The 25,682-nt window shown below is 71.5% G+C and carries 26 protein-coding genes; 7 read left to right on the top strand and 19 right to left on the bottom strand.

Going from position 1 to position 25,682, the window contains the following annotated elements; all coding sequences use genetic code 11:
* Nucleotides 1-14 precede the first annotated feature (14 nt).
* Together ACWC24_RS20010 and ACWC24_RS20005 are read right to left on the bottom strand one after the other, a co-directional pair.
* Nucleotides 15-854 carry a hypothetical protein gene (locus ACWC24_RS20010; RefSeq protein WP_450664159.1) on the bottom strand — a complete coding sequence of 280 codons (840 nt, stop codon included), beginning with the start codon at nt 852-854 and terminating at the stop codon, nt 15-17.
* 49 nt (nt 855-903) lie between these two features.
* Nucleotides 904-1,164 carry a hypothetical protein gene (locus tag ACWC24_RS20005; RefSeq protein ID WP_450664158.1) on the bottom strand — a complete coding sequence of 87 codons (261 nt, stop codon included), beginning with the start codon at nt 1,162-1,164 and terminating at the stop codon, nt 904-906.
* Between the two features lie 229 nt (nt 1,165-1,393).
* On the opposite strand from ACWC24_RS20005, the gene ACWC24_RS20000 reads away from it, so the two are divergent.
* A complete protein-coding gene (locus ACWC24_RS20000; protein ID WP_152885541.1) occupies nt 1,394-1,654 on the top strand; it encodes a WXG100 family type VII secretion target in 261 nt (86 codons plus the stop codon).
* 180 nt (nt 1,655-1,834) lie between these two features.
* Here the strand turns inward: ACWC24_RS20000 and ACWC24_RS19995 are convergent, their stop codons facing one another.
* The 3 genes from ACWC24_RS19995 to ACWC24_RS19985 all read right to left on the bottom strand — a co-directional run bounded on the left by ACWC24_RS19995 (nt 1,835) and on the right by ACWC24_RS19985 (nt 9,214).
* Nucleotides 1,835-6,433, bottom strand: coding sequence for an FtsK/SpoIIIE domain-containing protein (locus tag ACWC24_RS19995; protein ID WP_450664157.1), 4,599 nt, complete (start codon nt 6,431-6,433; stop codon nt 1,835-1,837).
* Between the two features lie 97 nt (nt 6,434-6,530).
* The gene (locus ACWC24_RS19990; RefSeq protein ID WP_450664251.1) at nt 6,531-8,285 is read right to left on the bottom strand and encodes a protein kinase domain-containing protein; all 1,755 of its coding nucleotides are present in this window, start codon (nt 8,283-8,285) and stop codon (nt 6,531-6,533) included.
* A gap of 80 nt (nt 8,286-8,365) precedes the next feature.
* Nucleotides 8,366-9,214 (bottom strand): menaquinone biosynthetic enzyme MqnA/MqnD family protein, encoded by an 849-nt coding sequence (locus ACWC24_RS19985; RefSeq protein ID WP_450664156.1) that lies wholly within the window; start codon nt 9,212-9,214, stop codon nt 8,366-8,368.
* 298 nt (nt 9,215-9,512) lie between these two features.
* Between ACWC24_RS19985 and ACWC24_RS19980 the strand changes: the two genes are divergently transcribed.
* Nucleotides 9,513-9,716, top strand: coding sequence for a cold-shock protein (locus ACWC24_RS19980; RefSeq protein WP_037627265.1), 204 nt, complete (start codon nt 9,513-9,515; stop codon nt 9,714-9,716).
* Between the two features lie 162 nt (nt 9,717-9,878).
* The gene (locus ACWC24_RS19975) at nt 9,879-10,589 is read left to right on the top strand and encodes a class I SAM-dependent DNA methyltransferase (protein WP_450664155.1); all 711 of its coding nucleotides are present in this window, start codon (nt 9,879-9,881) and stop codon (nt 10,587-10,589) included.
* A gap of 9 nt (nt 10,590-10,598) precedes the next feature.
* Here the strand turns inward: ACWC24_RS19975 and ACWC24_RS19970 are convergent, their stop codons facing one another.
* The gene (locus tag ACWC24_RS19970; RefSeq protein WP_450664154.1) at nt 10,599-12,521 is read right to left on the bottom strand and encodes an AMP-dependent synthetase/ligase; all 1,923 of its coding nucleotides are present in this window, start codon (nt 12,519-12,521) and stop codon (nt 10,599-10,601) included.
* 345 nt (nt 12,522-12,866) lie between these two features.
* Between ACWC24_RS19970 and ACWC24_RS19965 the strand changes: the two genes are divergently transcribed.
* Nucleotides 12,867-13,772, top strand: coding sequence for a MaoC family dehydratase (locus tag ACWC24_RS19965; RefSeq protein WP_450664153.1), 906 nt, complete (start codon nt 12,867-12,869; stop codon nt 13,770-13,772).
* Here the strand turns inward: ACWC24_RS19965 and ACWC24_RS19960 are convergent.
* The 9 genes from ACWC24_RS19960 to ACWC24_RS19920 form a co-directional block, all read right to left on the bottom strand.
* A complete protein-coding gene (locus ACWC24_RS19960; protein ID WP_450664152.1) occupies nt 13,769-14,518 on the bottom strand; it encodes a TetR/AcrR family transcriptional regulator in 750 nt (249 codons plus the stop codon). The genes ACWC24_RS19965 and ACWC24_RS19960 overlap by 4 nt on opposite strands.
* A 56-nt stretch (nt 14,519-14,574) precedes the next feature.
* Nucleotides 14,575-14,898 carry a DUF4229 domain-containing protein gene (locus tag ACWC24_RS19955; RefSeq protein WP_450664151.1) on the bottom strand — a complete coding sequence of 108 codons (324 nt, stop codon included), beginning with the start codon at nt 14,896-14,898 and terminating at the stop codon, nt 14,575-14,577.
* Between the two features lie 99 nt (nt 14,899-14,997).
* Complete coding sequence (locus ACWC24_RS19950; RefSeq protein WP_450664150.1) at nt 14,998-15,522, bottom strand: N-acetyltransferase family protein; 525 nt, start codon at nt 15,520-15,522, stop codon at nt 14,998-15,000.
* An 87-nt stretch (nt 15,523-15,609) separates the two neighbouring features.
* Complete coding sequence (gene mqnE / locus ACWC24_RS19945; RefSeq protein WP_152892288.1) at nt 15,610-16,773, bottom strand: aminofutalosine synthase MqnE; 1,164 nt, start codon at nt 16,771-16,773, stop codon at nt 15,610-15,612.
* A 60-nt stretch (nt 16,774-16,833) separates the two neighbouring features.
* Entirely contained in the window at nt 16,834-17,289 is a 456-nt protein-coding gene (locus ACWC24_RS19940) for an Lrp/AsnC family transcriptional regulator (RefSeq protein ID WP_152892286.1), read from the bottom strand.
* Nucleotides 17,290-17,382: 93 nt separating this feature from the next.
* Complete coding sequence (locus ACWC24_RS19935; RefSeq protein WP_450664250.1) at nt 17,383-18,030, bottom strand: UbiX family flavin prenyltransferase; 648 nt, start codon at nt 18,028-18,030, stop codon at nt 17,383-17,385.
* Between the two features lie 55 nt (nt 18,031-18,085).
* Complete coding sequence (locus ACWC24_RS19930; protein ID WP_450664149.1) at nt 18,086-18,658, bottom strand: Uma2 family endonuclease; 573 nt, start codon at nt 18,656-18,658, stop codon at nt 18,086-18,088.
* Between the two features lie 44 nt (nt 18,659-18,702).
* Nucleotides 18,703-19,605: a menaquinone biosynthesis prenyltransferase MqnP gene (gene mqnP, locus ACWC24_RS19925; protein WP_450664148.1), complete on the bottom strand. Its 903-nt coding sequence runs from the start codon at nt 19,603-19,605 to the stop codon at nt 18,703-18,705.
* Nucleotides 19,602-21,053, bottom strand: coding sequence for a menaquinone biosynthesis decarboxylase (locus tag ACWC24_RS19920; RefSeq protein WP_450664147.1), 1,452 nt, complete (start codon nt 21,051-21,053; stop codon nt 19,602-19,604). Before ACWC24_RS19920 ends, mqnP begins: the two co-directional genes overlap by 4 nt.
* Nucleotides 21,054-21,141: 88 nt before the next feature.
* On the opposite strand from ACWC24_RS19920, the gene ACWC24_RS19915 reads away from it, so the two are divergent.
* Both ACWC24_RS19915 and ACWC24_RS19910 read left to right on the top strand, forming a co-directional pair.
* Nucleotides 21,142-21,540 (top strand): PLD nuclease N-terminal domain-containing protein, encoded by a 399-nt coding sequence (locus tag ACWC24_RS19915; RefSeq protein ID WP_450664146.1) that lies wholly within the window; start codon nt 21,142-21,144, stop codon nt 21,538-21,540.
* A 20-nt stretch (nt 21,541-21,560) separates the two neighbouring features.
* On the top strand, nt 21,561-22,004 hold the full coding sequence (locus tag ACWC24_RS19910) for a hypothetical protein (protein ID WP_450664145.1): 444 nt from the start codon (nt 21,561-21,563) through the stop codon (nt 22,002-22,004).
* Nucleotides 22,005-22,049: 45 nt separating this feature from the next.
* Here ACWC24_RS19910 and ACWC24_RS19905 read toward each other — a convergent pair whose 3' ends face one another.
* Nucleotides 22,050-22,817 carry a CDP-alcohol phosphatidyltransferase family protein gene (locus tag ACWC24_RS19905; RefSeq protein ID WP_450664144.1) on the bottom strand — a complete coding sequence of 256 codons (768 nt, stop codon included), beginning with the start codon at nt 22,815-22,817 and terminating at the stop codon, nt 22,050-22,052.
* 250 nt (nt 22,818-23,067) lie between these two features.
* Here ACWC24_RS19905 and ACWC24_RS19900 point away from each other — a divergent pair, with 250 nt between their 5' ends.
* Nucleotides 23,068-23,517 (top strand): nucleoside deaminase, encoded by a 450-nt coding sequence (locus tag ACWC24_RS19900; protein ID WP_450664249.1) that lies wholly within the window; start codon nt 23,068-23,070, stop codon nt 23,515-23,517.
* 35 nt (nt 23,518-23,552) lie between these two features.
* Here ACWC24_RS19900 and ACWC24_RS19895 read toward each other — a convergent pair whose 3' ends face one another.
* The 3 genes from ACWC24_RS19895 to ACWC24_RS19885 are packed head-to-tail and all read right to left on the bottom strand — an operon-like array spanning nt 23,553 to nt 25,623.
* Nucleotides 23,553-23,954, bottom strand: coding sequence for an SRPBCC domain-containing protein (locus ACWC24_RS19895; protein WP_450664143.1), 402 nt, complete (start codon nt 23,952-23,954; stop codon nt 23,553-23,555).
* A 38-nt stretch (nt 23,955-23,992) separates the two neighbouring features.
* The gene (locus ACWC24_RS19890) at nt 23,993-25,021 is read right to left on the bottom strand and encodes a CU044_5270 family protein (protein ID WP_450664142.1); all 1,029 of its coding nucleotides are present in this window, start codon (nt 25,019-25,021) and stop codon (nt 23,993-23,995) included.
* A complete protein-coding gene (locus ACWC24_RS19885) occupies nt 25,018-25,623 on the bottom strand; it encodes an RNA polymerase sigma factor (protein ID WP_450664141.1) in 606 nt (201 codons plus the stop codon). Before ACWC24_RS19885 ends, ACWC24_RS19890 begins: the two co-directional genes overlap by 4 nt.
* Nucleotides 25,624-25,682: the final 59 nt, after the last annotated feature.

The following is a 25,682-nucleotide window of genomic DNA, read 5'->3' as shown; positions in this document are numbered from 1 at the left end:
GTGGGAGCGGGCTGTTACTCGGCTTCGATCAGGAGTTCTTCCTTGTCCGGGAGGAGGTCGGTGAGCTTCTCCCAGACCTCCGCGGAGTTGGAGAGGGTGAGGACGAGGGGGCTGTCCGGGGTGACCTGGCCGGGCATGATCGGCTCCTCGGGCTTCTCGCGGATCCAGTAGCCGAGGGGGCCGCAGTCCCAGACGGCGAGGGCGCGGATCATCGCGGAGCGTTCGCCGTCGTGGAGGCCGTCCCAGGCGGTGGTGACGCGCCAGGTGGCGTTGAGGGCGACGACCAGGTCGCGGAACTGCTCCAGGGCCGGGGACGTGAGGCTCGCGTCGGCCTCCACCAGGACCTTGCCGACGTGGGCGAGAGTGGCGTCGTCGTCCGGGCCGGGCTCCTCCAGGGCGACGAACGCGGCGTCCAGCGCGGCCATCGTCGTCTCGATCCGGACCTCGGGGGCACCCTCCTGCGGCTTCTCGCCGCGGTGCAGGTTGACCTTGCGGGCCAACTCCCAGACGAGGGTGTTGGGTTCGATGGAGACGTACTCGGACTCCTCCTCCCCCGGCCAGCCGTCGTGGGAGATGACGGCGTCCTGGCCCACGACCACACCGTGGTTGACCGCGCCGTGCTCGCCGGTGACCTCCACCTGGATCATCACCATCGGGTCGGCGAGGGCGCCGAGCAGGTCGCGCAGCACCGGGGCCAGTTCGCCCTCCTCACCGACCAGTCCGACGCGCTGGAGCTCGACCAGCGACTCCCACAGCTCCTCGGGAGGCGTCTCCCCGTCCAGGAGGTGGGCGAACACGGCGACATGACGATCGGCCAGCCGGAAGCGGGCTCGGGAGCTGTCGTACGAAGGCACTGGTCTGGATTCCTCCCGTGAAGCCGGCGCCGGCGCCGGCTCTCACCGCTTACTTCTTTTTGTCCTTGAGGTCGTTGGCGTCCTGCGTGCACCGATGCGCCTCGTCACGCAGGGCCTTGGCGACCGTCCCGCACGTCGTGGTCCAGGTCTTGAGCCTGCCGCGCACGTCGTCCGCGTTCGGGCCGGACCAGGTCTTCATCCCGGTCGTGCTGTGGTTCCTGGCCGAGTCGACCAGTGAGTCGATGTGGTCGGCCAGGGACGTCAACTGACTGGCCCGCTGGTTGAGTTCCTGTATGTCTGGATTCGCCATAGCAGTCTCCCCCGGTCTCTCAAGGGCCCCAGCATACTGGCGCGGCACGCTCGTTCCGAGTGAACCCCCTGGCCCGGAGGAACGGGATGAACGGGGGTGAACACGGTGCGTTCACCGGACGATCGCATCTTCGGCGGCTCTGGACGGGAACTGCGCATGGTGCGGTAGCGTCCACTGTTGCAAACGGACAGTCCGCTTGCTTCTGACGACTACACGGGGAGGATTCGCTATGGATCGCGGTGCAGATCTCGGACGGCTCCGGGAACTCTCCAAGCTCTATGCGCGCAAGGCCAACGACCTTCAGGCCCTGATCAAGGACCTCCAGGCGGCCACTGCCGACAGCACGGGCTTCTGGAAGGGTCCGAAGGCCGACCGCTTCCGTGACGACTGGCACGACGTGAAGCCCACCTTCGAGAAGTGGGTCGACACGCTGAACGACGCCAGCAAGTCGGCGAACACCAGCGCCGACAACATCGAGCGCGCCACCTGATTCCGGGCGAGCCGCGCGATTGTCGCGATGCACCGGGGCGCCCGGCCCGGGATCTGCGGATCCCGGGCCGGGCGCCCCGGTCGTTCACGGACACCACCCTTGAGGCGGACATCCGCCCCCGAGGGGGAGCCCCACCCTCAAGAGGGACGGGGACACCGCCCTCGAGAGGGGCGGGGCCACTCAGCCGTTCATGACGCCCTGCACCGGCATGAAGGAACCTCCGGACACGAACAGGCCGCTGCCGGCCGGACCGCCGCCGCTGTTGGCCGGCAGCCGGATGCCGAACAGCTCGCCCTCCGAAGGCGACTGCGGGGTCAGCAGCAGGCCGTTGCGGGACTTGCGGGCCTCGACCGAGAAGCCTCGGTACTGGCCGGAGAGGCTGTCGGTCGCACCGGCGGCGAGCAGGCCGATGCCGCCGTCGGCGCCCTTGCGGACGACGGCTTCGAGGGCCTCGTCGAGGCGGGTGTCGTAGAGGAGTTCGGCGTCGTCGACCACGACGACGTAGGAGCCGTTCGGGGCGGCGGTCGTCAACTCCTCCAGATCGTCCTCGCGGCTGTCGGCGTTGAGGAGACCGAGGACGCCTTCCCGGCCCGCCAGGTCGCGCAGCGGCGAGCGGCGCGGGGCGACCAGGACCACCGAGGTGCCCGAGCGCAGCAGTGACTCGGTCGCCGCCACCAGCAGGGTGGAGCGGCCTGACTTCGGGGGTCCCGCGATGACGAAGCCGGGGCCGTTCTCCTCCAGGTCGATGCCGATGGGGTGGAGTTCGTCGCCGCCGACCCCGACGAGGGCCCACAGGGGGGACGGCGGAGTGAAGTCCGGGTCCAGGGCGAGGGCTTCGGCCGCCGTGATGCGGGTCGGCAGGGCGTCCACGCGCAGCGGCCGGCGGGCGGCCGGGATGCGGCCGTGCCGGGTGCGTGCCTCCTCGGCGATCTCGCGCAGCGCCCTGACCTGGGCCTGGCCCGCCGGTTCGGGCGCGAGCAGGCCGATCTGGGTCTCGTCCACGCCCGTGTCGGTGATGCGCAGGGCGCGGCCGGGAGGCATGTTCTTCGGCACCTCGCGAGCCTGGAGGCCGGCCGTGGAGTAGTCGTTGGCGTCGGCGAAGCGCATGACCATCCGGTCCGCGAAGGCGGAGGAGACATGGCCGCTGAGCCCGCTGCGGTCGGCCGTCATGACGACCTTCAGGCCCACCGCGGAACCCTCACGGAAGATCCGCTGGGCCGCTTCGAGCAACTGGCCGTAGTTGTAGGCCTCGAAGGTGGAGGCGAAGCCCTCCCAGCTGTCCAGGAGCAGCACCATCCAGGGCAGGCGGTCCTCCGGGGCGGCCGAGGCACGTTGTTCGGCGGCGCTCGACGCGCCTTCCAGCGCCAGGAGTTGCTGGCGCCGGGCGATCTCCGCCAGCAGCCGGTCGATGAGCCGGCGGACCCGGTCGGGCTCGTCGCGGGTGACGACGGCACCGACGTGCGGCAGCCGCATCAGGGGCAGCAGGGCGTTGGAGCCGCAGTCGATGCCGTAGACGTGCACGTCGTGCGGGGAGGTCGAGCGGGCCAGGGAGCCCGCGAGGGTGCGCAGGGCGGTGGAGCGGCCCGAGCGGGCGCCGCCCAGGAGCAGGGTGTGCTCGCCGTGCACCAGGTCCAGGGAGAGCGGCTTGCGGCTCTGCTTCGCGGGCAGGTCGATCAGACCGTACGGGACGGGGGCCACGTCCTCCTGCGTGGGGGCGCCCGCGGTCTCCGGTGGGCCGTACGCCTCCAGTTCCGCCAGGGTCACCAGTGCCGCCAGCGGCGGCAGCCAGGGGCTGCGCTGCTCGCCGAAGCCCATCCGCTGCGCGCCGTCGCGCACCGCGTCGACGAGGACCGCCAGGTCGGTGACCATCGTGCCGTCGTCCTCGGCCTCCTCCCGCTCGGGCAGGGGGCGGGCGTAGGAGTTCCACTGCAACGGGATCAGCGTCGCCTTCGGGCCCGTCTGCCCGGTGGCCGGGCGGCGGCCACCGATGCGGGCCGACTGCACGCCGACCAGGGACTGGGCGCCGGAGCGGACGTACATGCGGCCGGGGGTCGACTTCGCGATCGCGCCGGAGTCCGGGGCGTCGATGATGTCCGTCGACTCGGAGGCGTCCGTCACCCGCAGCGCGATACGGAGGTTGGTGTTCGCCCGGATGTCCGCGCTGACCACGCCCGCCGGGCGCTGGGTGGCGAGGATGAGGTGGACGCCCAGTGAACGGCCCCGGCGGGCGATGTCGACCAGGCCCACGATGAAGTCCGGGAGTTCACCGACCAGGGACGCGAACTCGTCGATGACCAGGACCAGTCGGGGCATCGGCTCCAGCTCGGGGCGGAGCTTGCGGGTGTCGTTGTAGTCCTCGATGTCCTTGGCGGCGGCGTCGAACAGGATCCTCTCGCGCCGGTGGAGTTCGGCGGCGAGCGAGGCCAGGGCCCGTTCGGTGAGGTGGGCGTCGAGGTCGCTGACCATGCCGACGGTGTGCGGCAGCCGGGCGCAGTCCATGAAGGCGCTGCCGCCCTTGTAGTCGATGAGGACGTAGTTCAGGGCGTCCGGCCGGTTGGCCAGGGCCAGCGAGGTGATGATCGTCTGGAGGAGTTCCGACTTGCCGGCGCCCGTCGTACCCGCGACCAGCGCGTGCGGGCCGTCGCGGCGGATGTCCAGGGTGAACGTGCCGTCGGCCGCGATGCCGACCGGCGCGGACGTCGTCGAGCCGCCCGCCCGCCAGATCCGTTCCACGTCCGCGCCGGTCGGGTCGGGCAGGCCGAGCAGGGTCAGCAGCCGGGCGGCGGTGGGCAGTGCGCTGTCGGCGTCGTCGCGGCTGACGTCGCGCACCGGCGCGAGGGAGCGGGCGAGCAGCTCGCACCACTCCGGGGTGACCTGGTCGGCGAGGATGTCGCCGACGCCCTCCATGCCGTAGCCGCGGACGCGGACGTGGTGGGCGACGTCCGGGGACCAGGCGACGACGGCCTTGCACTCCTCCGGGAGCAGCCGTTCGTCCTCGTCGATGCAGAGGGCGATGATGCCGTGCTGCGGTCCCTCGGTGAGGAGTTGGGGCACACCCGGGACGCGGCGCAGCAGGCGGGCGCCGTCGAGGACCACGAGGATGTTCGGGTCCGGGTAGAGCTGGCCCATCATGTTGTTCTGCTCGCGGGCCGCCTTTCGCCGGGCGAGTTCGCCCAGCAGTTCGTTGACGCGGCGGGTGATGCCCTCGGAGTCGAAGCCGACCAGCGCGACACAGTCCTGGCCCTGGTCGGGGTCGGTGTGCGGCAGCCAGTGCGCCCAGTGCCAGTCGGAGCCGGCGGCCGGGGTGGCTGACAGCGAAACGAGGGAGAGGTCGCGGGGGCTGTGCAGGACGGCGGCCTGCACGCTCAGCCAGCGGGCGGTGGACAGCGCGCGGGCCCGGTCGCCCGCGATGCCGACGACACCGAGCCGGGCGAAGGGCAGGGTGACCGGGACGTCGGGCAGGAGGGGCGGTTCGGGGGTCTCCTCGTCGTACGAGGTGCCGCCGCGGCCCATGACCATCTCGACGTCGGACGGCAGCCCGCCGACGCCGACGCGCAGCTGCATGGCGTCCGGGTCGGTGAGGCGGCGCTCCCACAGGCGGCGGCGCGGGCCGGTGGCGAAGAGGAGGAGTTCGGCCGGGTCGGGGCTGTCCTCGCGGCGGCCGCGCTGCTCCTCCTTGGCCAACTGGGCCAGTTCCACCTGGTGTTCGGCGAGGTCCTTCTTGTACTGCTTGAGGGAGGTCTTGTGCTTCTTCTTGCCCTCGCGGTTCTCGCTGAACCACTGGCCGATCATCATCAGCGGGCTCATCGCGCAGAACAGCAGCATGTAGATCTGCTTGGTGACGAAGTACATGGTCAGCCCGAAGAGCATCGGGATGAAGGCCATGATGAACTGGAAGCGCGCCCGCTCGTTCTTCGACGGCGGCAGCGGTACGACGATGCGCCGCCGGGGCCGCAGCGGGTTCAGCCGGGGCGGACGGTTGTAGGCGAGGCCGCCCTCGCTCATCGCGGAGAGGTGGGCGTCGGGCTCGGCCACCCGGTCGAGCACGAGCAGCGAGTCGCCGACCCGGACGACGCCGCCGAGCGGCCACGGCGTACCGGCCGCGCCGCCCGCCTTGCCGACGGCCCCCGCCTTGCCCGCCTTGGCTCCCTTGGCAGCCTTGCCCGGCTTGCCTGGTTTTCCGGCGGCTGCGGCCGTTCCCGCTCCACCGCCCGTCACCGGCTCGTCGTCGAGCAGGACCTCGGCCCCGCTCTCCGCTGCGAGGGTGGTGTTGTTCTGGAGGTCGACGGTCAGCCGCAGCGCGACCGGCGGCAGCGTGGGGTCGGGCAGGGGCAGCGAACAGGTCGGCGCCGAGCCCACCGTGGCCACGCCGACGCCCAGCCGGACCACCCGTCCGGCGGCGGGACCGCCGGCCACTCTCAGCTCGTACTGCCCGACCGGCTCGCCCTTGCGCAGCAGCGGGCCTATCGCGTCGTCGACGGAGATGCGCATCCCGTCGCGCAGCACACCGGCCGCCGGGGCCGCCGGGTCGCACAGCACGCCGTCCGCCCACAGGGACAGCGCGCCGGTCACCGCCGTCCCGTAGCCGGGCGGCGGGGCCAGTGACGTACCGCGCATGGGTACGACGTTGCCCGGCATGCCGCCCGGTGGCGGGGCGGCCCGTCCCACGGCCGTTCCCAGCACCTCGGCGACATCGCCGGCCGTGGCCGTGTCGTCCGCAGTGACGACGACGTCCTGTGGCTCACCGCCTTCGTGCACGAGCGTGACCAGCATCCGCATGGTGGTCGTCCTCCCCGTCTTCGCTTCCGCAGACACAGTAGTGACAGCCGGGGCGTTGGGGCGCGAGGGGGGAACGGCGGGGACAACAGCCGGTCCGCTACCCGACCTTCGACATACGGGCCACCGGGTTCCCCTCGGCCGAGCTGTCCGAGGTGTACGTCAAGTCGTCGCCGGTGGGGGCGAGTCGGACGGTGTGCGCGGCGGGGTTGCAGCCGTCGTGGTTGCCCTTGGCGCCGACGGACGTCGCCGTGATCTCCGTCGCGGTCACCGACTTCAGGGTGAGGATGTCGTTGCAGACCCCGCCGAACAGGTCCGTCTGCCGGACCCTGCCCAACTCCTGGCCCACGGAAGCCCGTTGGACGGTGAGCCGGAAGGTCCCCATGGGCACGGTGCCGTCGAGGCCGCTGCCCTGCCCCTCCCAGGTGCCGAGGTAGCGGTCGGGAACGGTGCCCGTGGCGGTCCCGGCGGGGGCCGACGCGCCGGTGGACGGCGTCGGCTCACCTGTGGACGGTGTCGCCCGGGCGGTGGCGGCGGCCGAGTGGGAGCTGTCGTTGCTCGCCGACGTGTCGTGGCCGCCGTCCGGCAGCAGGTCGAGGACGAACACCGAGCCGACGGTCACCGCGGCCAGCGCCCCGGCCACCGCGAGGGCCAGCGTGCAGCTGACCCGCCGGCCCCGGCCGCGCTCCCCCGGCGCCGAGGTCGCCGCCACGGTCACGGAGACCTTGCCGGGCCGGGGCGGGGACGACGGCGACGCGACCGCGGGGGCGGTGTCCGGGTGGGCGTCGCGCGGTCCGGGCAGCGGCGGCGCGGCGGGCCCGGCCGGAGTCCGCTCGTCCGCCGGTGTCGCGGGCAGCGGCATCACGGGCGGCGGCCCGAACCCGCCCGCCGCGGCCGGCGCCTCCACCGACGCGCTGCTGAAGCCCACCGGCCCCGAAGGGACCGCCTCGGCGGCCTGGGCCGCCTCCAGGTTCAGCAGCTGTACGGCGCTGCGGCTGACCTGTTCGACCAGGGGCCCCGGCAGCCAGCCGCCCGCCATCAGCCGGGCCGCGCCGTCCGGTGCGAGCCGCCGGGCCACCTCGCGGGGTGCCGGACGGTCGCCCGGCGCCTTGGCCAGGCACGCCTGCGCCATCACGCGCAGGTCGCCCTCCAGGTCGCCCAGGCGCGGCTCCTCGTGGACGACCTTGTAGAGCAGCGCGGCCGAGGAGTCCCCGGGGAACGGCGGCTCGCCGGTCGCCGCGTACGCCAGGACCGCGCCCAGCGAGAAGACGTCGGCGGCGCCGGTGACGCCGTCGCCGAGGATCTGCTCGGGCGCCATGTAGCCGGGCGATCCCACGGAGACGCCGGTCGAGGTCAGCGAGGCGGTGCCGTCGGTCGCGCGGGCGATGCCGAAGTCGATGAGGAGGGGGCCGTCGAGGGTGAGCAGGACGTTCGACGGTTTCACGTCCCGGTGCACCAGGCCCAGGTCGTGCACCGCGGCCAGCGCCTCGGCGAGGCCCGCGGTCAGCGCCCGTACGGAGTGCGCGGGCAGCGGGCCGACGTCCGCCACCGCGGCCGCCAGGGACGGGCCCGCCGCGTACGCCGTGGCCACCCAGGGGACCGGCGCGGTCGGGTCCGCGTCCAGCACCGAGGCGGTCCAGGCGCCGCCGACCCGCCGGGCGGACTCGACCTCGCGCCGGAAGCGGGCGCGGAACTCCTCGTCGAGCGCGAGGTGCGGGTGCACGATCTTGACCGCGACCGTGCGGCCACCGGCGCTGCGGCCCAGGTAGACGCGGCCCATCCCGCCGGATCCGAGCCGGCCGAGCAGGCGGTAGGGCCCGACGGCAGTGGGCTCGTCGGCTGCGAGCGGCTGCATGATGTCCGCCTCTCCCCCGTAGGACACAGCAGCAGATTAGTGCGCAACCGCCGTCTGCGGCCCCTACCGCCGTACAGGCTCTACGGCTGGAGGAGGTCCACCTTCACGTCCGCCGGGAAGCCGGTCGTCGGGCCCACCCGGCGGGCGAACTCGGCGACCGCCGCGAGCTGCGGGCCGCCGAAGCGGAAGTCGAGCGTGGTGAAGTACTGCTCCAGTACCTGCTGGTCGAAGGCCTCCCAGCGGGCCGCCTGCTCGGCGACCTTGCCGACCTCCTCCAGGGAGAGGTTGCGGGAGGCGAGGAACGCCTCGTGCACCTGACGTGTGAGGGACGGCTCGCGCTCCAGGTAGTCCCGCCGGGCCGCCCAGACCGCGAAGACGAACGGCAGGCCCGTCCACTCCTTCCACAGCGCGCCCAGGTCGTGCACGGCGAGGCCGTAGCGCGGGCCGTCCACCAGGTTGGCGCGCAGCGCCGCGTCGCCGATGAGGACCGCGGCCTCCGCCTCCTGCATCATCAGGCTGAGGTCGGGCGGGCAGGTGTAGTACTCCGGCTGGACGCCGAAGCGCTCGGCCAGCAGCAGCTGGGCCAGCCGGACCGAGGTGCGCGAGGTCGAGCCGAGGGCGACCCGGCGGCCGTCGAGCCGGTCCAGCGGAACCTGGGAGACGATCACGCAGGACATCACCGGACCGTCGCAGCCGACGGCGATGTCGGGGAAGGCGACCAGGTCGTCCGCGTTCTTCAGGAACTCGACGAGGGTGACGGGCGCGATGTCGAGGTCGCCCTGCACCAGCTGCTCGCTGAGCTTCTCCGGGGTGTCCTTGGTCAGCTCGAAGTCGAGAAGCGTTCCCGTTCTCGCAAGCCCCCAGTACAGGGGCAGGCAGTTGAGGAACTGGATGTGGCCGACACGCGGCCGGGTGCGAGGAATGTCCACATCGGGAGGCTAGACCCTGGGATGAGACGGCCCGCGGGCACCCCCCAGAGGCACGATTTGTCAACCTCATCCGATCAGCTTCAAACGTCCGAGTGACGTGATCTTGACCTCTATTGCTTTCGGCCTACCGCGTGCTAGGCTCGCCGCAAGTTGCAGTTTGGTTTCCCTTGCAGTACAGAGCCTGCGGAGCATGTGACCGCGGGCTCTAGTCGTTTTCAGACGTATGCAGTTGTGCGGCACAGTTTTCACACTTGCAGGGTTCTGGAGCAGGGCGACCCTTTGAGCCCAAGGAGGGCTTATGGCTACCGGAACCGTGAAGTGGTTCAACGCCGAAAAGGGCTTTGGCTTCATCGCCCAGGAAGGCGGAGGCCCCGACGTCTTCGTCCACTACTCCGCGATCAACGCCAACGGTTTCCGTTCGCTCGAGGAGAACCAGTCGGTCTCCTTCGACGTGACCCAGGGCCCGAAGGGTCCGCAGGCGGAGAACGTCACCCCGCTCTAAGCCTTAGGCTCTTCGAGCCCGAAGCTTTGATTCGGATCAGATAGCAGTACCCAAGGAGCCCCGCGCCATCCGGTGACGGGGCTCCTGCCTTTGTCCGGAACACGCGCCCCGCCCGCGGCCGGCCGGCCCGCTTGTCGGTGACACCCGCTACGGTCCCCGGCCATGACCTCCGAAGCCACCACACCCCCCGTATCCGGCACCGGCACCGACTTCCTCGGCGCCATCCGCACCTTCTACGACGCCGTCGCCGAGGACTACGCCGACCGCTTCCGCGAGGAGCTCGTCGGCAGGCCGCTGGAGCGGGCCATCCTCGGCGTGTACGCCGAGCTCGTGGGCGACCGCGGTCCGGTGGCCGACCTCGGCTGCGGGCCCGGCCGGACCACGGGGCACCTCGCCCGACTGGGTCTTTCGGTGTTCGGCCTCGACCTGTCGGAGTCGATGCTCGCCATCGCCCGCCGGGAGAATCCGGGGCTGCGTTTCGAGCAGGGCTCGATGCTCGACCTGGACCTCCCCGACGGCGCGCTCGCCGGAGCGCTCTCCTGGTACTCGTCCATCCACACACCGGTGGACCGGCTCCCCGACCTGTTCGCGGAGTTCCACCGCGTCCTGGCCCCCGGCGGTCATCTGCTCGTCGCCTTCCAGGTGGGCGACGAACCGCGCCACCACGACCGGCCCTGGGGGCACCCCGTCTCACTGGACTTCCAACGCCGGCGGCCCGAGCGGATCGCCGAGCTGCTGGCGGACGCCGGTTTCGCCCTGCGCTCGCGGACGGTACGCGAGCCCGACCCCGCACTCCAGGAAGTGGTCCCGCAGGCCTTCCTCATCGTCGACAAGCCTCGGGTGGCGGCGAAGGCGGCGAGCGCCTCGGAGTGACCGCCCTCCTCACCCCGGATACAGCGCCGCCACCTCGCGGGCGAAGTCCCGCATGATCGTCTCGCGGCGGAGTTTCATCGACGGGGTGAGGTGGCCGGCCTCCTCCGTGAAGTCGACGGGGAGGACGGCGAAGCGGCGGATGGATTCCGGCCGGGAGACCAGTCGGTTCGCCTCGTCCAGCGCGCGTTGCAGGATCGCCCGCAACTCGTCGTCGTCGACGAGGAGTTCGGGCGGGACCGGATGCTTGCCGTGCATCCGGCGCCAGTGGGTGACGCCGTCCTGGTCGAGGGTGATCAGCGCCGTGACGTAGGGGCGGGCGTCGCCCAGGAGCATGCACTGCGAGATCAGGGGGTGCGAGCGCAGCCAGTTCTCCATGGGGGCGGGGGCCACGCTCTTGCCGCCCGCCGTGATCAGCAGCTCCTTCTTGCGGCCGGTGATGGTGAGGTAGCCGTCGTCGTCGAGTTCGCCGATGTCGCCCGTGGCGAGCCAGCCGTCCGGGGCGGCGGGGACGACACCGCCGGCCGCCGGGTCCCAGTAGCCGCGCAGTACGTGGTCGCCGCCGAGCAGGATCTCGCCGTCGGCGGCGACCCGGATGCGGGTGCCGGGCAACGGCCAGCCCACGGTGCCCAGTCGGGGCTTGAGGGGCGGGGTCACCGTCGACGCTCCGGTGGTCTCCGTCAGCCCGTAGCCCTCGAAGATCTCGATGCCGGCGCCCGCGTAGAACGCGGCCAGGCGGCGGCCGAGCGGGGAGCCGCCGCAGATGGCGTGGCGGACCCGGCCGCCCATGGCGCTGCGGATGCGGCGGTAGACCAGGGGGTCGTAGAAGGCGCGGGCCGTCTTCAGGGCGGTGGACGGGCCGGGGCCGGTGCCGGTCTGTCCGGCCTCCAGGGCCTCGCCGTAGCGGCGGGCCACGGCCGCCGCGCGGTCGAACGAGGACAGCCGCCCGCCCTCCTCGGCCCGCGCGCGGGCGGTGTTGAAGATCTTCTCCAGCATGTACGGGATGGCCAGCAGGCAGGTCGGCCGGAACTCGGCCAGGTCCGGCAGCAGGTCCTGCGGCTTCAGGCTCGGCGCGTGGCCGAGGCGTACCCGGGCGCGGACGCAGGCGATCGCCACCATGCGGCCGAAGACATGGGACATGGGCAGGAAGAGGAGGACGGAGACCTCCTCCTTCGTTCCGGCCCGGAAGACCGGGTGGAGCAGTTCGATGGCGTTGTCGACCTCGGCGAAGAAGTTGCCGTGGGTGAGGACGCAGCCCTTGGGCCGGCCGGTGGTGCCCGAGGTGTAGATGACGGTGGCCAGGGTGTCGGGGACGAGCATGCCCCGCCGTACGGCCACCTCCTGGTCGTCCACCTCCGCGCCGAGCTCCGCCAGGCGGTCCGGATGGCCCTTCTCGATCACCCACAGGTGTCGCAGGTCGGGCAGCCGCTCCAGTTCCGGGCCGAGCGCCGCCGCCTGGGCTGCCGTCTCGGTGACCAGGGCGACCGCGCCGGAGTCCTGGAGGATCCACCGGGTCTGGAAGACGGACGAGGTGGGGTAGACGGGAACGGTGACCAGGCCGGCGGCCCAGGCGGCGAAGTCGAGCAGCGTCCACTCGTAGCGGGTCCGGGCCATGACGGCGATCCGGTCGCCCGGCACCAGGCCCTCGGCGATCAGCCCCTTGGCCACCGCCCGCACCTCGGCGGCGAACCCGGCCGCCGTCACGTCCTGCCAGGGCCCGTCGCCCCCGGCCCGGCGGCTGAGGACGACGGCGTCCGGTGCCGCCTCGGCGTTGTCGAAAGGCAGATCGGCGAGGGAGCCGTGGGTCACCGGCGGGGCCAACGGCGGTACGTACGCCTCCCGTACGGCGCCGTCCAGCCGCCGCGTCTCGGGCTCCACGAGCCGTGGCCCTGCGGCGTCGGCGAACGCGGCGGAGGTCGGAAAGGGAGTGGACACGGGCGGCTCCTGTGGCGTGCGGCGATGCGGCTGCCGCTTGCGTTCGTACGTGCCTCGCGCGCCGAGGCGGTCACCGGCGAGTGCCCACGAAAGGGGTGTTACCGGCGGTCAGGCAGGAAGCGTACGAGGCTCCTGTGATGAGGCTGTGCCGGTTACGGGTCGGTCCGGAGCCGGGGATGTGCAACATCGGCGAGGACGTGAGGAAGGTTCACGTCCTGTGCCCGACCGCGGGTTTTCCATGGGACCAAAACGCGTCTCCCCATCCCTCTCCCCCTCCCGACCTTGACTTACCTACGGTAACTTTACTCCAGAGTAAGCATTCTGGACCCGAGCGGGGAGTGGGACATGACCGACCCCAGTGCGCACATCGCCGACACCGCGCCCGGCCGGCTGCTCACCCGCTCCCCCGCGCTCACCCCGTTGCTGGCCCGCGGCGCCCTCCGCGCCCCCTTCCGGCGCCCGGCCCCCGACGCCGCGTTCCCGCGCACCCGTCTGGTGCTGCCGGACCTGCGCGTCGATCTCGTACGGCTGGCCGCGTACGAGCGGGTGTGCGGCTTCGCCACCGGCGAGGACGCGCTGCCGGTCACCTACCCGCACGTCCTCGGCTTCCCGCTGGCGATGCGGCTGATGAGCGACCGGGACTTCCCGCTGCCGCTGCCGGGCCTGGTCCACACCTCGATCGAGATCACCCGGCACACCGGCCTGCCGGCCACGGGCACCTACGAACTCAGCGTGTACGTCGCGGGGTTGGTGCCGCACCGGCGCGGCACCGAGGCCGCCGTGGTGACCGAGGCGCGGGCCGACGGGGCGGTCGTGTGGGAGTCGCGGAGCACGTATCTGGCGCGGCACCGCACGGCCGGATCCACCACCGCGTCACGGTCGTCCGGCGGCGAGCCGGGCTTCGATCCCCTCCCCGTGGTCGCCGAGTGGCGCCTCGCCGACGATCTGGGGCGGCGCTACGGTGCCGCCTCCGGCGACCGCAACCCGATCCATCTGCACCCGCTCGCCGCCCGCCTGTTCGGTTTCCCGCGCACGGTCGCGCACGGCATGTGGACGGCGGCCCGCTGCCTCGCCGCGCACGGCACACCGAGCTCCGCCCGGGTGCGGGCGGAGTTCCGGGCGCCCGTGCTGCTGCCCGGGACGGTGGAGTACGCGGCGGCGGGCGGACGCTTCGAGCTGAGGGGCGCGGACGGGCGCGTGCACGTGCGCGGACAGGTGGACCCGTCCGCGCTCGGCCCGGACGGGAGCTAGCCGGCCCGCTCCGCGTGGTCGGGGTCCGCGGGGGACCAGGGGCGCCCCTCCATCAGGTTGCCCAGGCCCGCCCAGGCGAAGTTCATCAGAATGGCCGCGGCCTGCCGGGCCGAGACGCCCTCGGTGGTGTTGGCCCAGGCCGCCAGGGACTCGGCGGCGCCGACCAGGGCCTCGGCGAGCCCGGCCGCCTCGCGCTCGGGCAGGTCGGGGTCGGACGGGCCGGCCTCCGGCCGGTCGAGGTCGGGCCGGTCGGGGTCCTGGGGGTGGTTGCTCGTCCCGGCGCAGCCGGGCGTCCCCGGACGGGCCTCCCGCGCGGCGGCCCCGATCAGCCGGGTCACGAACGCGACGATCTCCTCGCGCATCGCGGTGACCTCGGCGGCGAACCGCTCGCCGTGCGTACGGGCCTGGAGGTGCAGCACCGACCAGGCGTCGGGGTGCTGCGCGGTGTGGGTGAAGAACGCCCGCAGGCCGTCCCAGAGCTGGCGGTCCGCGCCGAGCCCCGGCCGCACCCCGGACTGCACGGCCTCCGTGAGCGCGGCGGCCTCCCGGCGGATGCAGGCGGTGAAGAGGTCGTCCTTGGAGTTCAGGTACAGATAGACCAACGGCTTCGACACACCGGCGACTTCGGCGATCTCGTCCATCGACGCGGCCATGTAGCCCCGTTGGCCGAAGATCCGCACAGCGGCGTCCAGCATCTGCTGCTCACGGACCGCACGCGGCATCCGCTTGGTCTTCACGGCACCCATGGGAAAAGGATAGTTGGGCGCCGCAGCCGTCCCGTGGGGAGTGACGTCCGGGTCGCTCAGGAGGCCTGGCGCTGTGCGCCGGAGGCGTTGTCCGCGACGTCCGCCACGGCGTCCACCACGTCGTCCTCCTGGGACCGGCTGGACTCGAGGTTGGCCTTCATCCGGTCCACGCGCCCGGCGACCTGGACGGAGGCGCGGTCGCGCTCCTTGCGCAGCACCACGAAGCTGATGGGCGCCGAGATCACCAGGGCCAGCAGGGCGACCCACATGATGTTGGAGCCGCCGAGACCGTGCGGGACGGCACCGGCGTAGACGAGGCCCCAGACGACCACGAAGCAGCCCGCGAAAATGCCGAGGCGCATCAGCGTGTAGCGGAGCATCTCAATCCACTCTTCCGTCTCGAATACTTCCGAACGTCCCATAGGGCATCGTCCAGTGAAGCATGCCGGGTTCCCGGTCCCGCAGTCGGGGCCGGGCAGTCACAGCAGGGGCAGCAGCATGGTGATGTCGTCGCGGTCGTCCCCCGGTGCCACCCGGATCGCGCCGGGCACCCGCCCGACCTCCTTGTAGCCGCAGGATTCGTAGAACCGCTCCAGGTCGTTGCCGCCGCGGCAGGTGAGCCGGATCGCGTCGATGCCGGCGAAGGTGCGGGCCGAGTCCGCGGCGGCCGCGAGCAGGTCGCGGCCGTACCCCTTGCCCTGGTGCCGCGGGTGCACCATCACCGTGTACAGCCACACCCAGTGCTTCATCAGCCGGTGGGTGTTGAAGGTGAGGAACGCGGTCGCGGCGACGTCCCCCCGCTCGTCGTGCCCGACCAGCAGCCGGGTACGGCCCTCGGCCATGGCCACGAAGTGCTTGACGAGCTCCGGGCGTATGTCCTCCCGCACCACGGGCGGCACGAAGCCGACGGAGCCGCCCGCGTTGGACACATCGGTCCACAGGTCGAGGACGCCGTCGCGCAGGGCGGGGTCGACGGCGGGATCGAGAGTGAAGGTAAGGGACATGCCTGGAGTGTAAGCATTACATGACGTCACCTGGACCGTTACCTGCCTCACCCCGGCCACCTCGTCCCGCCGCGGCACCCCGCCGTCTCAGACCCGCATCGGCTGGGGGGACTCGCGGCGCGCCGGGTCCGGTCCGTCGTACTCGCGGATGATCTCGTAGCGCGTGTTGCGCTCCACCGGGCGGAAGCCCGCGTCACGGATCAGGTCGAGCAGGTCGTCCCGGGTGAGCTTGTTCGGCGTGCCGTAGTTGTCGGCGTCATGGGTGATCTTGTACTCGACGACCGAGCCGTCCATGTCGTCCGCGCCGTGCTGAAGGGCGAGCTGGGCGGTCTGCACCCCGTGCATCACCCAGAAGACCTTCACGTGCGGCACGTTGTCGAACAGCAGCCGCGAGACCGCGAACGTCTTCAGCGCCTCGGCACCGGTGGCCATCTGGGTGCGCGCCTGGAGCCGGTTGCGGACCTTGCCGTCCTTCATGTCCACGAAGTCGTGCTGGTAGCGCAGCGGGATGAAGACCTGGAAGCCGCCGGTCTCGTCCTGGAGCTCACGCAGCCGCAGCACGTGGTCGACGCGGTGGCGGGGCTCCTCGATGTGCCCGTACAGCATCGTGCACGGGGTCTTCAGCCCCTTCTCGTGCGCGAGCCGGTGGATGCGCGACCAGTCCTCCCAGTGGGTGCGGTGGTCGACGATGTGCTGCCGGACCTCCCAGTCGAAGATCTCGGCGCCGCCGCCGGTCAGCGACTCCAGACCGGCGTCGATGAGCTCGTCGAGGATCTCGGAGGCGGTCAGCCCGGAGATCGTCTCGAAGTGGTGGATCTCGGTCGCCGTGAAGGCCTTGAGCGAGACGTTCGGCAGGGCGGCCTTCAGCTCGCGCAGGGAGCGCGGGTAGTACCGCCACGGCAGGTTCGGGTGCAGCCCGTTGACGATGTGCAGCTCGGTGAGGTTCTCGCCCTCCATCGCCTTGGCGAGGCGGACGGCCTCCTCGATGCGCATCGTGTACGCGTCCTTCTCGCCCGGCTTGCGCTGGAACGAGCAGTACGCGCAGGACGCGGTGCACACGTTCGTCATGTTGAGATGACGGTTGACGTTGAAGTGCACGACGTCGCCGTTCTTGCGGGTGCGCACCTCGTGCGCGAGACCGCCGAGCCACGCCAGGTCGTCCGACTCGTACAGCGCGATGCCGTCCTCACGGGTGAGCCGTTCACCGGCCCGGACCTTGTCCTCCAGCTCGCGCTTGAGCCCGACGTCCATGTGTTTCTGCCTCTCCCTTTCGACCTGCCGACGAACCCTGCCAACCGTACGCCCGAGGTGCTAGACCTCTTCCGGCAGCTCACCCACCCGGTTCTCCCACTTCGTGGACAGCACGATGGTGGTACGGGTCCGGGAGACGCCCTTGGTCCCGCTGAGCCGGCGGATGATCCGCTCCAGACCGTCCACGTCGCTGGCGCGCACCTTGAGCATGAACGAGTCGTCGCCCGCGATGAACCAGCAGTCCTCGATCTCGCCGAGGTCCTTCAGCCGCCGGGCCACGTCCTCGTGGTCGGCCGCGTCGGACAGCGAGATGCCGATCAGGGCGATCACGCCGAGGCCGAGGCTGGCGGCGTTCACGGTGGCTCGGTAGCCGGTGATGACGCCGGCCGCCTCCAGCCGGTTGATGCGGTCGGTGACGCTGGGTCCCGACAGGCCGACGAGGCGTCCCAGCTCCGCGTAGGAGGCCCGGCCGTTCTCCCTCAGGGCCTGGATGAGCTGCCTGTCCACCGCGTCCATGCGATCGAAGCCTTCCGCTGAATGGGTCCGGGCGGTGCCCGGACCTCCTGAAGTCGAGGATGGTGCTGGTACTGCCTGGCCGCCGTGGGCCGCTCAGGCCGGGCGGGATGCGCCGAGCTCGCCCTGCCAACGGCGGTAGAGGTCGTGCCCGACGCCCGCCGCGTCGAGGACCCGGCCGGCGACGAAGTCCACCAGGTCCTGGATGTGGGTGGCGCCCGCGTAGAACGCCGGGGAGGCCGGTACGACACTGGCGCCCGCGTCGTCCAGGGCGACCAGGTGCCGCAGGGTCTGGCCGTTCAGCGGGGTCTCCCTGACGGCCACGACGAGACGGCGGCGCTCCTTGAGCGTGACGCTCGCCACCCGCTGGAGCAGGTCCTTCGACAGACCGAGCGCGACCCCCGCGACACACGCCGTCGAGGCCGGCACGATCAGCATCCCCTTCGCGGGGTACGACCCCGAGGACGGGCCCGCGGCCAGGTCTCCGGCGTTCCAGTACCGCACCCCGTCGAGGTCCGCCCCGAAGGTGTCCGGCTTGCCGTCCGCGCCCCGCGCCAGCCACTCCCGCAGGTCGTCGCGCCAGTGCGCGTCCCGGAAGGCGATACCGGTCTCGTCCAGCAGGGTGAGCCGGGAGGCCCGGCTGACGACCAGGTCGACACTTTCGCCCGCGGCGAGCAGCGCACGCAGGACGGCGGCGGCATACGGCGTACCGGACGCGCCTGACACCCCCACGATCCAAGGCACGCGCTGCGATTCTCCTGCGTTCACACCTTGAGCGTACCGGCGTGCCGCACGGTGCTCAGGACCGGTCGGCCGCCTCGGGGTCCACGGGAAGCCGACCGGTGTCGACGGTGAGGTTTCCGAGCTTCGTCCCGACGGTGACCTCGCCCCCGTATGTGAGGGTGTCCCGCCCGAGATATCCGTCCGGGCCGGGGTTCCAGAGCGTGACGAGGTGCCCCGTACGGGGATCGAAGATCAAGTAGTTCGGGATGCCGCGAGCCGCGTACTGCCTGTTCTTCACCTCGTAGTCGTTGCGGACGCTGCTCGGCGAGACGACCTCGATGGCAAGCTCCACCAGGTCGGGCGCGTAGGAGGTGAGATTGCGGTTCTTCTCGGCTTCGGGAATGACCGCGAGATCGGGACAGAACTCGAAATCGTCGCTGAACGGGATCGCCACATCGCTGATGAAGGACCACTCCGGGCCCAGCTGGGGTTCGAGCTGGGTCCACAGCCGCATGATGGTCTCGTTGTGGAACGGCCTGAGCGGACTCATCACGATGTTGCCCTCGACAATCTCCATCCGGTATCCGCGGAACATGTCCTCGTACCGGGCGAGCTGCGAGTGCAGGCGGTCGCTGTCCGAGACGGTCACATCGGCCTCCCTCTGTCTGCACTCGATGGTAGGCCGCACCGTAGTCACACGGTCAGACCCCGAACCAGGAGATCCAGCAGGGCGCACACGAACAGGGCAATGCCGATGAAGCCGTTGACCGAGAAGAACGCCCGGTTCAGCCGGGAGAGGTCGTTCGGCCGGACGATGGTGTGCTCGTAGAGGAACGCGCCCGCGACGATCACCAGGCCCAGCCAGAAGAACGCGCCCGCGTCCGTGGCCAGCGCGTACCAGACGAACAGCGCCGTCGTGATCGTGTGGCAGGCCCGCGCCCCCCAGATGGCCGCCGGGATGCCGAAGCGGGCCGGGACCGACCTGACGCCGATCTCGCGGTCGGTCTCGACGTCCTGGCAGGCGTAGATCAGGTCGAAGCCGCCGATCCAGACGCCGACGGCGAGGCCGAGGATCACCGCGTCCCAGGACCACTCGCCGGTGATCGCCAGCCAGCCGCCGACCGGGCCCATCGCCTGGGCCAGGCCGAGGATGGCCTGCGGGAAGTTCGTGAACCGCTTGCCGTAGGGGTAGACCACCATCGGGACCACCGCGACGGGCGCCAGGGCCAGGCAGAGCGGGTTGAGCAGGGCCGCCGAGCCGAGGAAGACGACCAGGGCGATCAGCGCGCCCGTCCAGGCGTGCCGCACCGACATCGCACCGGTCACCAGCTCGCGGTGGGCGGTCCTGGGGTTACGGGCGTCGATCTCCCGGTCGATGATCCGGTTGACCGCCATGGCGAAGGTGCGCAGGCCCACCATGCAGACGGTGACCAGGAGCAGACTGCCCCAGTGGACGGTCCCGTCCAGCTCGAACATCGCGGTCAGCGCGGCGATGTAGGCGAAGGGCAGCGCGAAGACCGAGTGCTCGATCATCACCAGGCGCAGGAACGCCTTGGTGCGGCCCGGCTGCGGGATCGCTGCGGAGGCGCTGCTCACAGTCCGTATTCCTTCCAGCGGCGGTCCACCAGGGCCGCCGTATCGGGGTCCGACAGGACCATCTCCGGCCATCCGCCGTCCCTGGTGTAGCCCTCCTCGGGCCACTTCCGGGTCGCGTCGATGCCCGCCTTGCCGCCCCAGAACTGCTGGTAGGAGGCGTGGTCGAGGTGGTCCACCGGCCCCTCCGCGACCGTGAGGTCACGGGCGTAGTCGGTGTTGCCCAGCGCCCGCCAGGCGACCTCGTGCAGGTCGTGGACGTCGCAGTCGGAGTCGACGACCACGATCAGCTTGGTCAGGGACATCATGTGCGCGCCCCAGACGGCGTGCATCACCTTCTGGGCGTGCTTGGGGTACTTCTTGTCGATCGAGACGATCGCGCAGTTGTGGAAGCCGCCCGCCTCGGGCAGGTGGTAGTCCACGATGTCCGGGACGATGATCTTCAGCAGGGGCAGGAAGAAGCGTTCCGTCGCACGGCCGAGCGGTCCGTCCTCGGTCGGGGGCCGCCCCACGACGATCGACTGGAGCAGCGGCCGCTTGCGCATCGTCACGCAGTCGATCTTCAGCGCGGGGAAGGGCTCCTGCGGGGTGTAGAAGCCGGTGTGGTCGCCGAAGGGGCCCTCGGGGAGCATCTCGCCCGGCTCCAGCCAGCCCTCCAGGACGACCTCGGCCTGCGCCGGGACCTGGAGCGGGACCGTCTTGCAGTCGACCATCTCGATCCGCTTGCCCGCGATGAACCCGGCGAAGAGGTACTCGTCGATGTCACCGGGCAGCGGCGCCGTGGACGCGTACGTCACGGCCGGCGGGCAGCCGAACGCGATCGCGACCGGCAGCCGCTCGCCGCGCCGGGCCGCCACCTGGTAGTGGTTGCGGCTGTCCTTGTGGATCTGCCAGTGCATGCCGATCGTGCGCCGGTCGTGGCGCTGGAGGCGGTAGAGACCCAGGTTGCGGATCCCGCTCTCCGGGTCCTTGGTGTGGGTCAGCCCCAGGTTGAAGAAGGAGCCGCCGTCCTGCGGCCAGGTGAAGAGCGCGGGCAGCCGGTCGAGGTCGACGTCGTCGCCGTGCAGGACGACCTCCTGCACCGGGGCGTCCTTCACCTTCTTCGGCGGTACGTGCGTCATCGCGCCGAGCTTGCCGAACGCCTCGCGCACCCCGACGAACCCGTGCGGCAGCTCGGGCCGCAGCAGGCCGCCGATCTTGTCGGAGATCTCGCCGTACGACTTCAGGCCGAGCGCCTTCAGCAGCCGCCGGTCGGTGCCGAAGACGTTCATCGCGAGGGGCATGTCGGAGCCCTTCACGTTCTCGAAGAGCAGCGCCGGGCCGCCCGTCTTCTGGACCCGGTCGACGATCTCCCCGACCTCCAGATACGGGTCGACCTCGGCCTTGACGCGCTTGAGGTCTCCCTCGCGCTCCAGGGCCCTGAGCAGGGAGCGAAGATCGTCGTAAGCCATGCGGTCCAGTATCCGGTACGGGCTACTCTGACCCCGTCACCGGGGGCCTGTGCCGCCCCGCCGTCGTTCACTGGGGGATCGTTCGACCATGCTCAGGTATCTGCCGTTCCTGCTGGTGCTGGCTCTGTGGATCTACGCCTTCATCGACTGCCTGAACACGCCGGAGGAGGAGGTCAGAGGCCTGCCCAAGGTGGTCTGGGTCATCATCATCCTGCTCTTCGGCGAGGTGCTGGTCGGTCCGATCGCCTGGCTGGTCGCGGGCCGCGACCGCGGGGTGCCCGCCGGGGGTTCCACGCCTTCCGAATGGCACCGCAACCACCGGACGACGTTCGTCGCGCCCGACGACAACCCCGAGTTCCTCAAGTCCATCAAGGCCGAGAACCGCAAGGACGAGGCGCTGCTGAAGGACTGGGAGGCCGACCTGCGGCGGCGCGAGGAGGAGCTGCGCCGGCGCGAGGAGCGGACCGGGTCCGACGACGAGTCCTGACGGCGCGGCGGGTGAGCAGGATGCCGACGTGGGTGCCCGTCGCCGCCGTGGCGGTTCCGCTGGCGTTCATGGGCTGGGGGCTGTGGTCGTTCGTCACGGCCCTCGGGAGTGACCCGATGAGCCGGGCGGAGAGCGTGCCGTGCGAGGACGCCATGCGTTTCGCGGACCGCGACGGACTGCCCGAGGGGGCCCATGACGCGAAGTGCACCGCGCTGACCTGGCTGGACACCCAGTACACGGTGCGGTTCACGATCGCGCGCACGAAGCTGGACGCCTGGCTGAAGGAGTCCTATCCCGGCACGCGGCTCACGGCGGCGGAATGTGACGGGGACCCGTCGGCCGGCGTCTGCGCGCACATCGAGCTGAATCCGCCCGCCGACGGCGGGGCGGTGGCGATCGACATCAGCGTGCGGTACGCCGCGAACTCGACCGCGGTCGTCGAGTTCGCGCCCTTCGACGTGTGACCCGGCCGGGCGCCCGCGCCACCCGGCCCCCAGGACGCGCCAGGGTCAGCGCAGCCGGGAGGACGACAGGATCGACAGCAGGTGGGCCGGGACCATCACCCAGGTGATGACGGCGAGCGCGCCGAGCGCCCAGCGGGTCGGCTCGATCCCGCCCGTCGCCGCGTCGGCGACGGCCGCGGCCAGCAGGACCAGGGACGCCTCGATGCCGTTGGTGACCCGGTGGATCTTGAAGGCGGCGGCCAGGCGGCGGACCGCGGCAACGCCCTGCGAGCGCGGCCGGGTCGCCTCGTCGTCGGCGACGGTCAGCCCGCGCCGGGCGCGTGCCACGTCCACCAGGTCGGTCGAGGCCTTCAGCAGGACGACACCGAGCGCGGCGGCTATGCCGACCGAGAGCCAGCCGCCGAATCCCGACTCGGCGGCGCGGTAGCCGGCGCCCGCGAACAGGGCCGCGTCCGCCAGATAGGCGCCGAGCCGGTCGACGTAGATGCCGGTCGCGCTGTTCTGGCCCTTCCAGCGGGCGACCTCGCCGTCGACGCAGTCGAAGAGCAGGAAGAGCTGCATCAGGACCACCGCGAGGACCGCGCCGGTCGGGCCCGGGATCATCAGCGCCGCACCGGAGGCGACCCCGCACACCACCATCGTCCAGGTGAGCTGGTCCGGGGTGACGGGGGTGCGCACCAGCTGGCGGGTCAGCCGCAGCGAGATCCTGCGCATGTACAGCCGGCCCGCCCAGTGCTCGCCGTTGCGGCTGGCCAGCTTGGCCTGCGGCTGGCAGACCTCGCGCAGCTCCTCCAGAACCGGCGCAGCAACCATGGAACTTCCCTCCCGACCGGGCCCGACTGCCGCCGAAGCGGCAATGATCGGGCCAGGGTACAGACCGGGTTTCCGCGGGCTTTACCTAGGTGGCGCCCGGCATCCGACCGTGCTCCATCCGTTCGGCGGGGGCTTCCCGCCCGTTGCCCTGGCGCCCCGGTCCCAGCAGAGTGGAGCGATGGATCCCCGGCAGAGTGAACGCATGGACCGGTCGTCCGCCGAACGCTTGGCCCCGTCGTCCGCCGACCGCATGGCCCCGTCGTCCGCCCGCGCCTGGCTCGCCACCGCCCTCGCCGAGGCGCGCGCCGGTCTCGCCGAGGGCGGCATCCCGATCGGGGCCGCGCTCTACGGCGCCGACGGGACCGTGCTGGGCCGTGGCCACAACCGGCGCGTCCAGGACGGCGACCCCTCGACGCACGCGGAGACGGCCGCGTTCCGGGCGGCCGGACGGCAGCGGTCGTACCGCGGGACGACGATGGTGACCACCCTGTCGCCGTGCTGGTACTGCTCCGGGCTCGTCCGCCAGTTCGGCATCTCACGGGTGATCGTCGGCGAGGCGGTCACCTTCCACGGCGGCCACGACTGGCTGGCGGAGCACGGCGTGGAGATCGTGCTCCTGGACGACCCCGAGTGCGTCGCGCTGATGCGGGACTTCGTCAAGGACAACCCGGCCCTGTGGCACGAGGACATCGGCGAGTGAGTCCCGGCCGCCGCCGTGAGCTCCACCGACCGGGGTCAGCCCATTACTTCGATCAGTCGCTCGAATTTTTCCCGCCAGACCGGTTCGGTGCCGGTCCCGCTCTCCTCGCGGAACTCGTGCCGGAACCGCAGACAGGTCCCCGCGTCCCCGTCCCGCTCCAGGTGGAAGCGGATCCGGCCGCCACCACCCACCGTGTACTCGGCGACCCGCTCCACGTCCCACGCCGTGACCCGCCCGCTGCCCAGCCCGCGCAGGGTGACCGCGCCGTCGAGCCGGGGTTCGAGGACATCGGCCTCGGTGAACCAGTCCGCGAGCCCCTCCGCCCCGGCCAGCGCGGGCCAGACCCGCTCCACCGGCACCGGCAGCCGCACCGTGAAGTGCAGGGTGTGCTCGTTCCCGTGCGTCACGCTGATGCCCTGCTCGACGGAACCGGTCATGACACCAGCGTGACCCCGACCTGCGCGATACGCACCCCTTAAGGACGCTGACCTGACTTGTCGACGACCGCTCGACGCAGGACGGCGGTGTCGCGGACCACCTCGCCCTTCTTCAGGCCCTGCTCGCTCCTGGTGGCCACCTTCCGCTCCCCCAGGAACTCGTGGGTCCCCCGGTCGAAGATCCACTCGTAACGGAACGGGTTGAAGGGGTCCTCACGGGTGATCGCGACGCCATGCCGTCCGACGGCATCGACGCCGTCCTCGGCCAGCGCAACGCCGGGGATGCGCGCCACGGCGCGATAGAGCGCCGCCCGCTGCTCCGGAGGGACGAGTGTGTCCTGGATCAGATGGCCGGCCACCTGGAACATGGCGTCGTACGTGTGCTCGTCCTCGCGCCCCGGGGCGGTGGACGACTCGGCGGTGTCCCCGGGGGCGGCGGACGGCACCACGGAGATGTCGCACTCGCTCTGCGGGTCGTACAGGGGCCACAGCCCGGCGTTCGTCCGCAGCCAGTCGTACATCCTGTCGGCATCGGCGGGCAGCGTCTTGAGGTGCTTGTAACTGGAGGAGTACTTCAAGTTGCAGGCTTCGGGAGACAGCCTTCGGTCCTCCAGTCCCGCCGTCCGGAGCAGACCGTCGCGGAGGCCGTCCACGGCGACCCAGGTCTCCACCCGATGGAGGGGAGTCCGCTTCACCGTCCCGTCCCCCGCGGTGTCCACGGAGGCGACCCTGGTGTCGACGTACACGTACTGGTCGTCGCGGATCGCGATGGACCGCGCCCCGCCCTCGGCTCCCGACGCCACCTGCTCCAGCACCGAGGCCGCCGTCATCTTCGCCCCGCCGGGCCCACCGGACGAGGGCAGGACCGTGAAGGTCACGGCGGTCACGGCCGCGACGGCCGCTGCGGCGAGCACGGGCCGCGTCCACCTCCTCCTCGTACGGTCGGACGCTTCCCCGGTACGCCGGCTCTCGTTCATCTCCCCGGTACGTCGGATCTCGTTCATCAGATGCTCCTTGAGGAGTCGGTGACGGCCCGGCGGAAGGTCCTGTTCGGAGAACTGGCTCATCGGTCTCCCTCCCACGGCGGCCCGACCGCGGTGCCGCGGCTACCTCTCATCTGTCCGTGCGCCAGCGGTGGTTCCATATATTTCGCGAGCTTCGCCCGAGCCCGCGACAGCCTCGACCGTACGGTCCCGACAGGCACCCCCAGCGCCTCCGCGGCCGCCCGGTAGTCCAGCCCGGACCACACGCACAGCGCCAGCACCTCCCGCTCGGCCCGTCGCAGCCTCGCCAGCGCCGTCCGTACGACGGCCAACTGCGCGGCGTCGTCCACTCGGCCGGCCACCTCGTCGGCGAAGTCCCGTACGGGCTCCTCGCGCGGGAGGCGGGCCACCGCCGCCGCGTGCCTGCGGGCCGCGCGGCGGGTGTTGCGCGCGACGTTGGTGGCGATGCCCAGCAGCCAGGGGCGCAGGGAACCGCCGTCCTCCTCGAGCCGCTCGCGCAGCCGCCAGGCGTCCAGGAAGGTCAGCGAGACGACGTCCTCGGCGACCGTCCACTCCCCGGTGAGCCGGTAGGCGTGGTTGTACACGGAGCGCGCGTAGGCGTCGAAGAGTTCACCGAAGGCCTCGTGGTCCCCCGCGCGGATGCGTCTTCGCAGATTCGTATCCACACCCCTCTGACTGTCCGCACGACTAAGGCCGGTTCCCGTGACCTGGGTCACAGGAACCG

It is taken from the genome of Streptomyces sp. NPDC001443 (assembly GCF_053597355.1).
This window is presented reverse-complemented; position numbering and strand designations above follow the sequence as displayed.

What these genes read in the sequence shown, in the direction of transcription:
- ACWC24_RS19890 (WP_450664142.1), bottom strand. Translation starts at nt 25,021, where the DNA reads ATGAGCCAGTTCTCCGAACAGGACCTTCCGCCGGGCCGTCACCGACTC.
- ACWC24_RS20005 (WP_450664158.1), bottom strand. Translation starts at nt 1,164, where the DNA reads ATGGCGAATCCAGACATACAGGAACTCAACCAGCGGGCCAGTCAGTTG.
- mqnE (WP_152892288.1), bottom strand. Translation starts at nt 16,773, where the DNA reads ATGGACGTCGGGCTCAAGCGCGAGCTGGAGGACAAGGTCCGGGCCGGT.
- ACWC24_RS19905 (WP_450664144.1), bottom strand. Translation starts at nt 22,817, where the DNA reads ATGGTTGCTGCGCCGGTTCTGGAGGAGCTGCGCGAGGTCTGCCAGCCG.
- ACWC24_RS19955 (WP_450664151.1), bottom strand. Translation starts at nt 14,898, where the DNA reads ATGCTCCGCTACACGCTGATGCGCCTCGGCATTTTCGCGGGCTGCTTC.
- ACWC24_RS19950 (WP_450664150.1), bottom strand. Translation starts at nt 15,522, where the DNA reads ATGTCCCTTACCTTCACTCTCGATCCCGCCGTCGACCCCGCCCTGCGC.
- ACWC24_RS19975 (WP_450664155.1), top strand. Translation starts at nt 9,879, where the DNA reads ATGACCTCCGAAGCCACCACACCCCCCGTATCCGGCACCGGCACCGAC.
- ACWC24_RS19920 (WP_450664147.1), bottom strand. Translation starts at nt 21,053, where the DNA reads ATGGCTTACGACGATCTTCGCTCCCTGCTCAGGGCCCTGGAGCGCGAG.
- ACWC24_RS19995 (WP_450664157.1), bottom strand. Translation starts at nt 6,433, where the DNA reads ATGCGGATGCTGGTCACGCTCGTGCACGAAGGCGGTGAGCCACAGGAC.
- ACWC24_RS19910 (WP_450664145.1), top strand. Translation starts at nt 21,561, where the DNA reads ATGCCGACGTGGGTGCCCGTCGCCGCCGTGGCGGTTCCGCTGGCGTTC.
- ACWC24_RS19915 (WP_450664146.1), top strand. Translation starts at nt 21,142, where the DNA reads ATGCTCAGGTATCTGCCGTTCCTGCTGGTGCTGGCTCTGTGGATCTAC.
- ACWC24_RS19940 (WP_152892286.1), bottom strand. Translation starts at nt 17,289, where the DNA reads ATGGACGCGGTGGACAGGCAGCTCATCCAGGCCCTGAGGGAGAACGGC.
- ACWC24_RS19980 (WP_037627265.1), top strand. Translation starts at nt 9,513, where the DNA reads ATGGCTACCGGAACCGTGAAGTGGTTCAACGCCGAAAAGGGCTTTGGC.
- ACWC24_RS19990 (WP_450664251.1), bottom strand. Translation starts at nt 8,285, where the DNA reads ATGCAGCCGCTCGCAGCCGACGAGCCCACTGCCGTCGGGCCCTACCGC.
- ACWC24_RS19900 (WP_450664249.1), top strand. Translation starts at nt 23,068, where the DNA reads ATGGCCCCGTCGTCCGCCCGCGCCTGGCTCGCCACCGCCCTCGCCGAG.
- ACWC24_RS19960 (WP_450664152.1), bottom strand. Translation starts at nt 14,518, where the DNA reads ATGGGTGCCGTGAAGACCAAGCGGATGCCGCGTGCGGTCCGTGAGCAG.
- ACWC24_RS19895 (WP_450664143.1), bottom strand. Translation starts at nt 23,954, where the DNA reads ATGACCGGTTCCGTCGAGCAGGGCATCAGCGTGACGCACGGGAACGAG.
- ACWC24_RS20000 (WP_152885541.1), top strand. Translation starts at nt 1,394, where the DNA reads ATGGATCGCGGTGCAGATCTCGGACGGCTCCGGGAACTCTCCAAGCTC.
- ACWC24_RS19965 (WP_450664153.1), top strand. Translation starts at nt 12,867, where the DNA reads ATGACCGACCCCAGTGCGCACATCGCCGACACCGCGCCCGGCCGGCTG.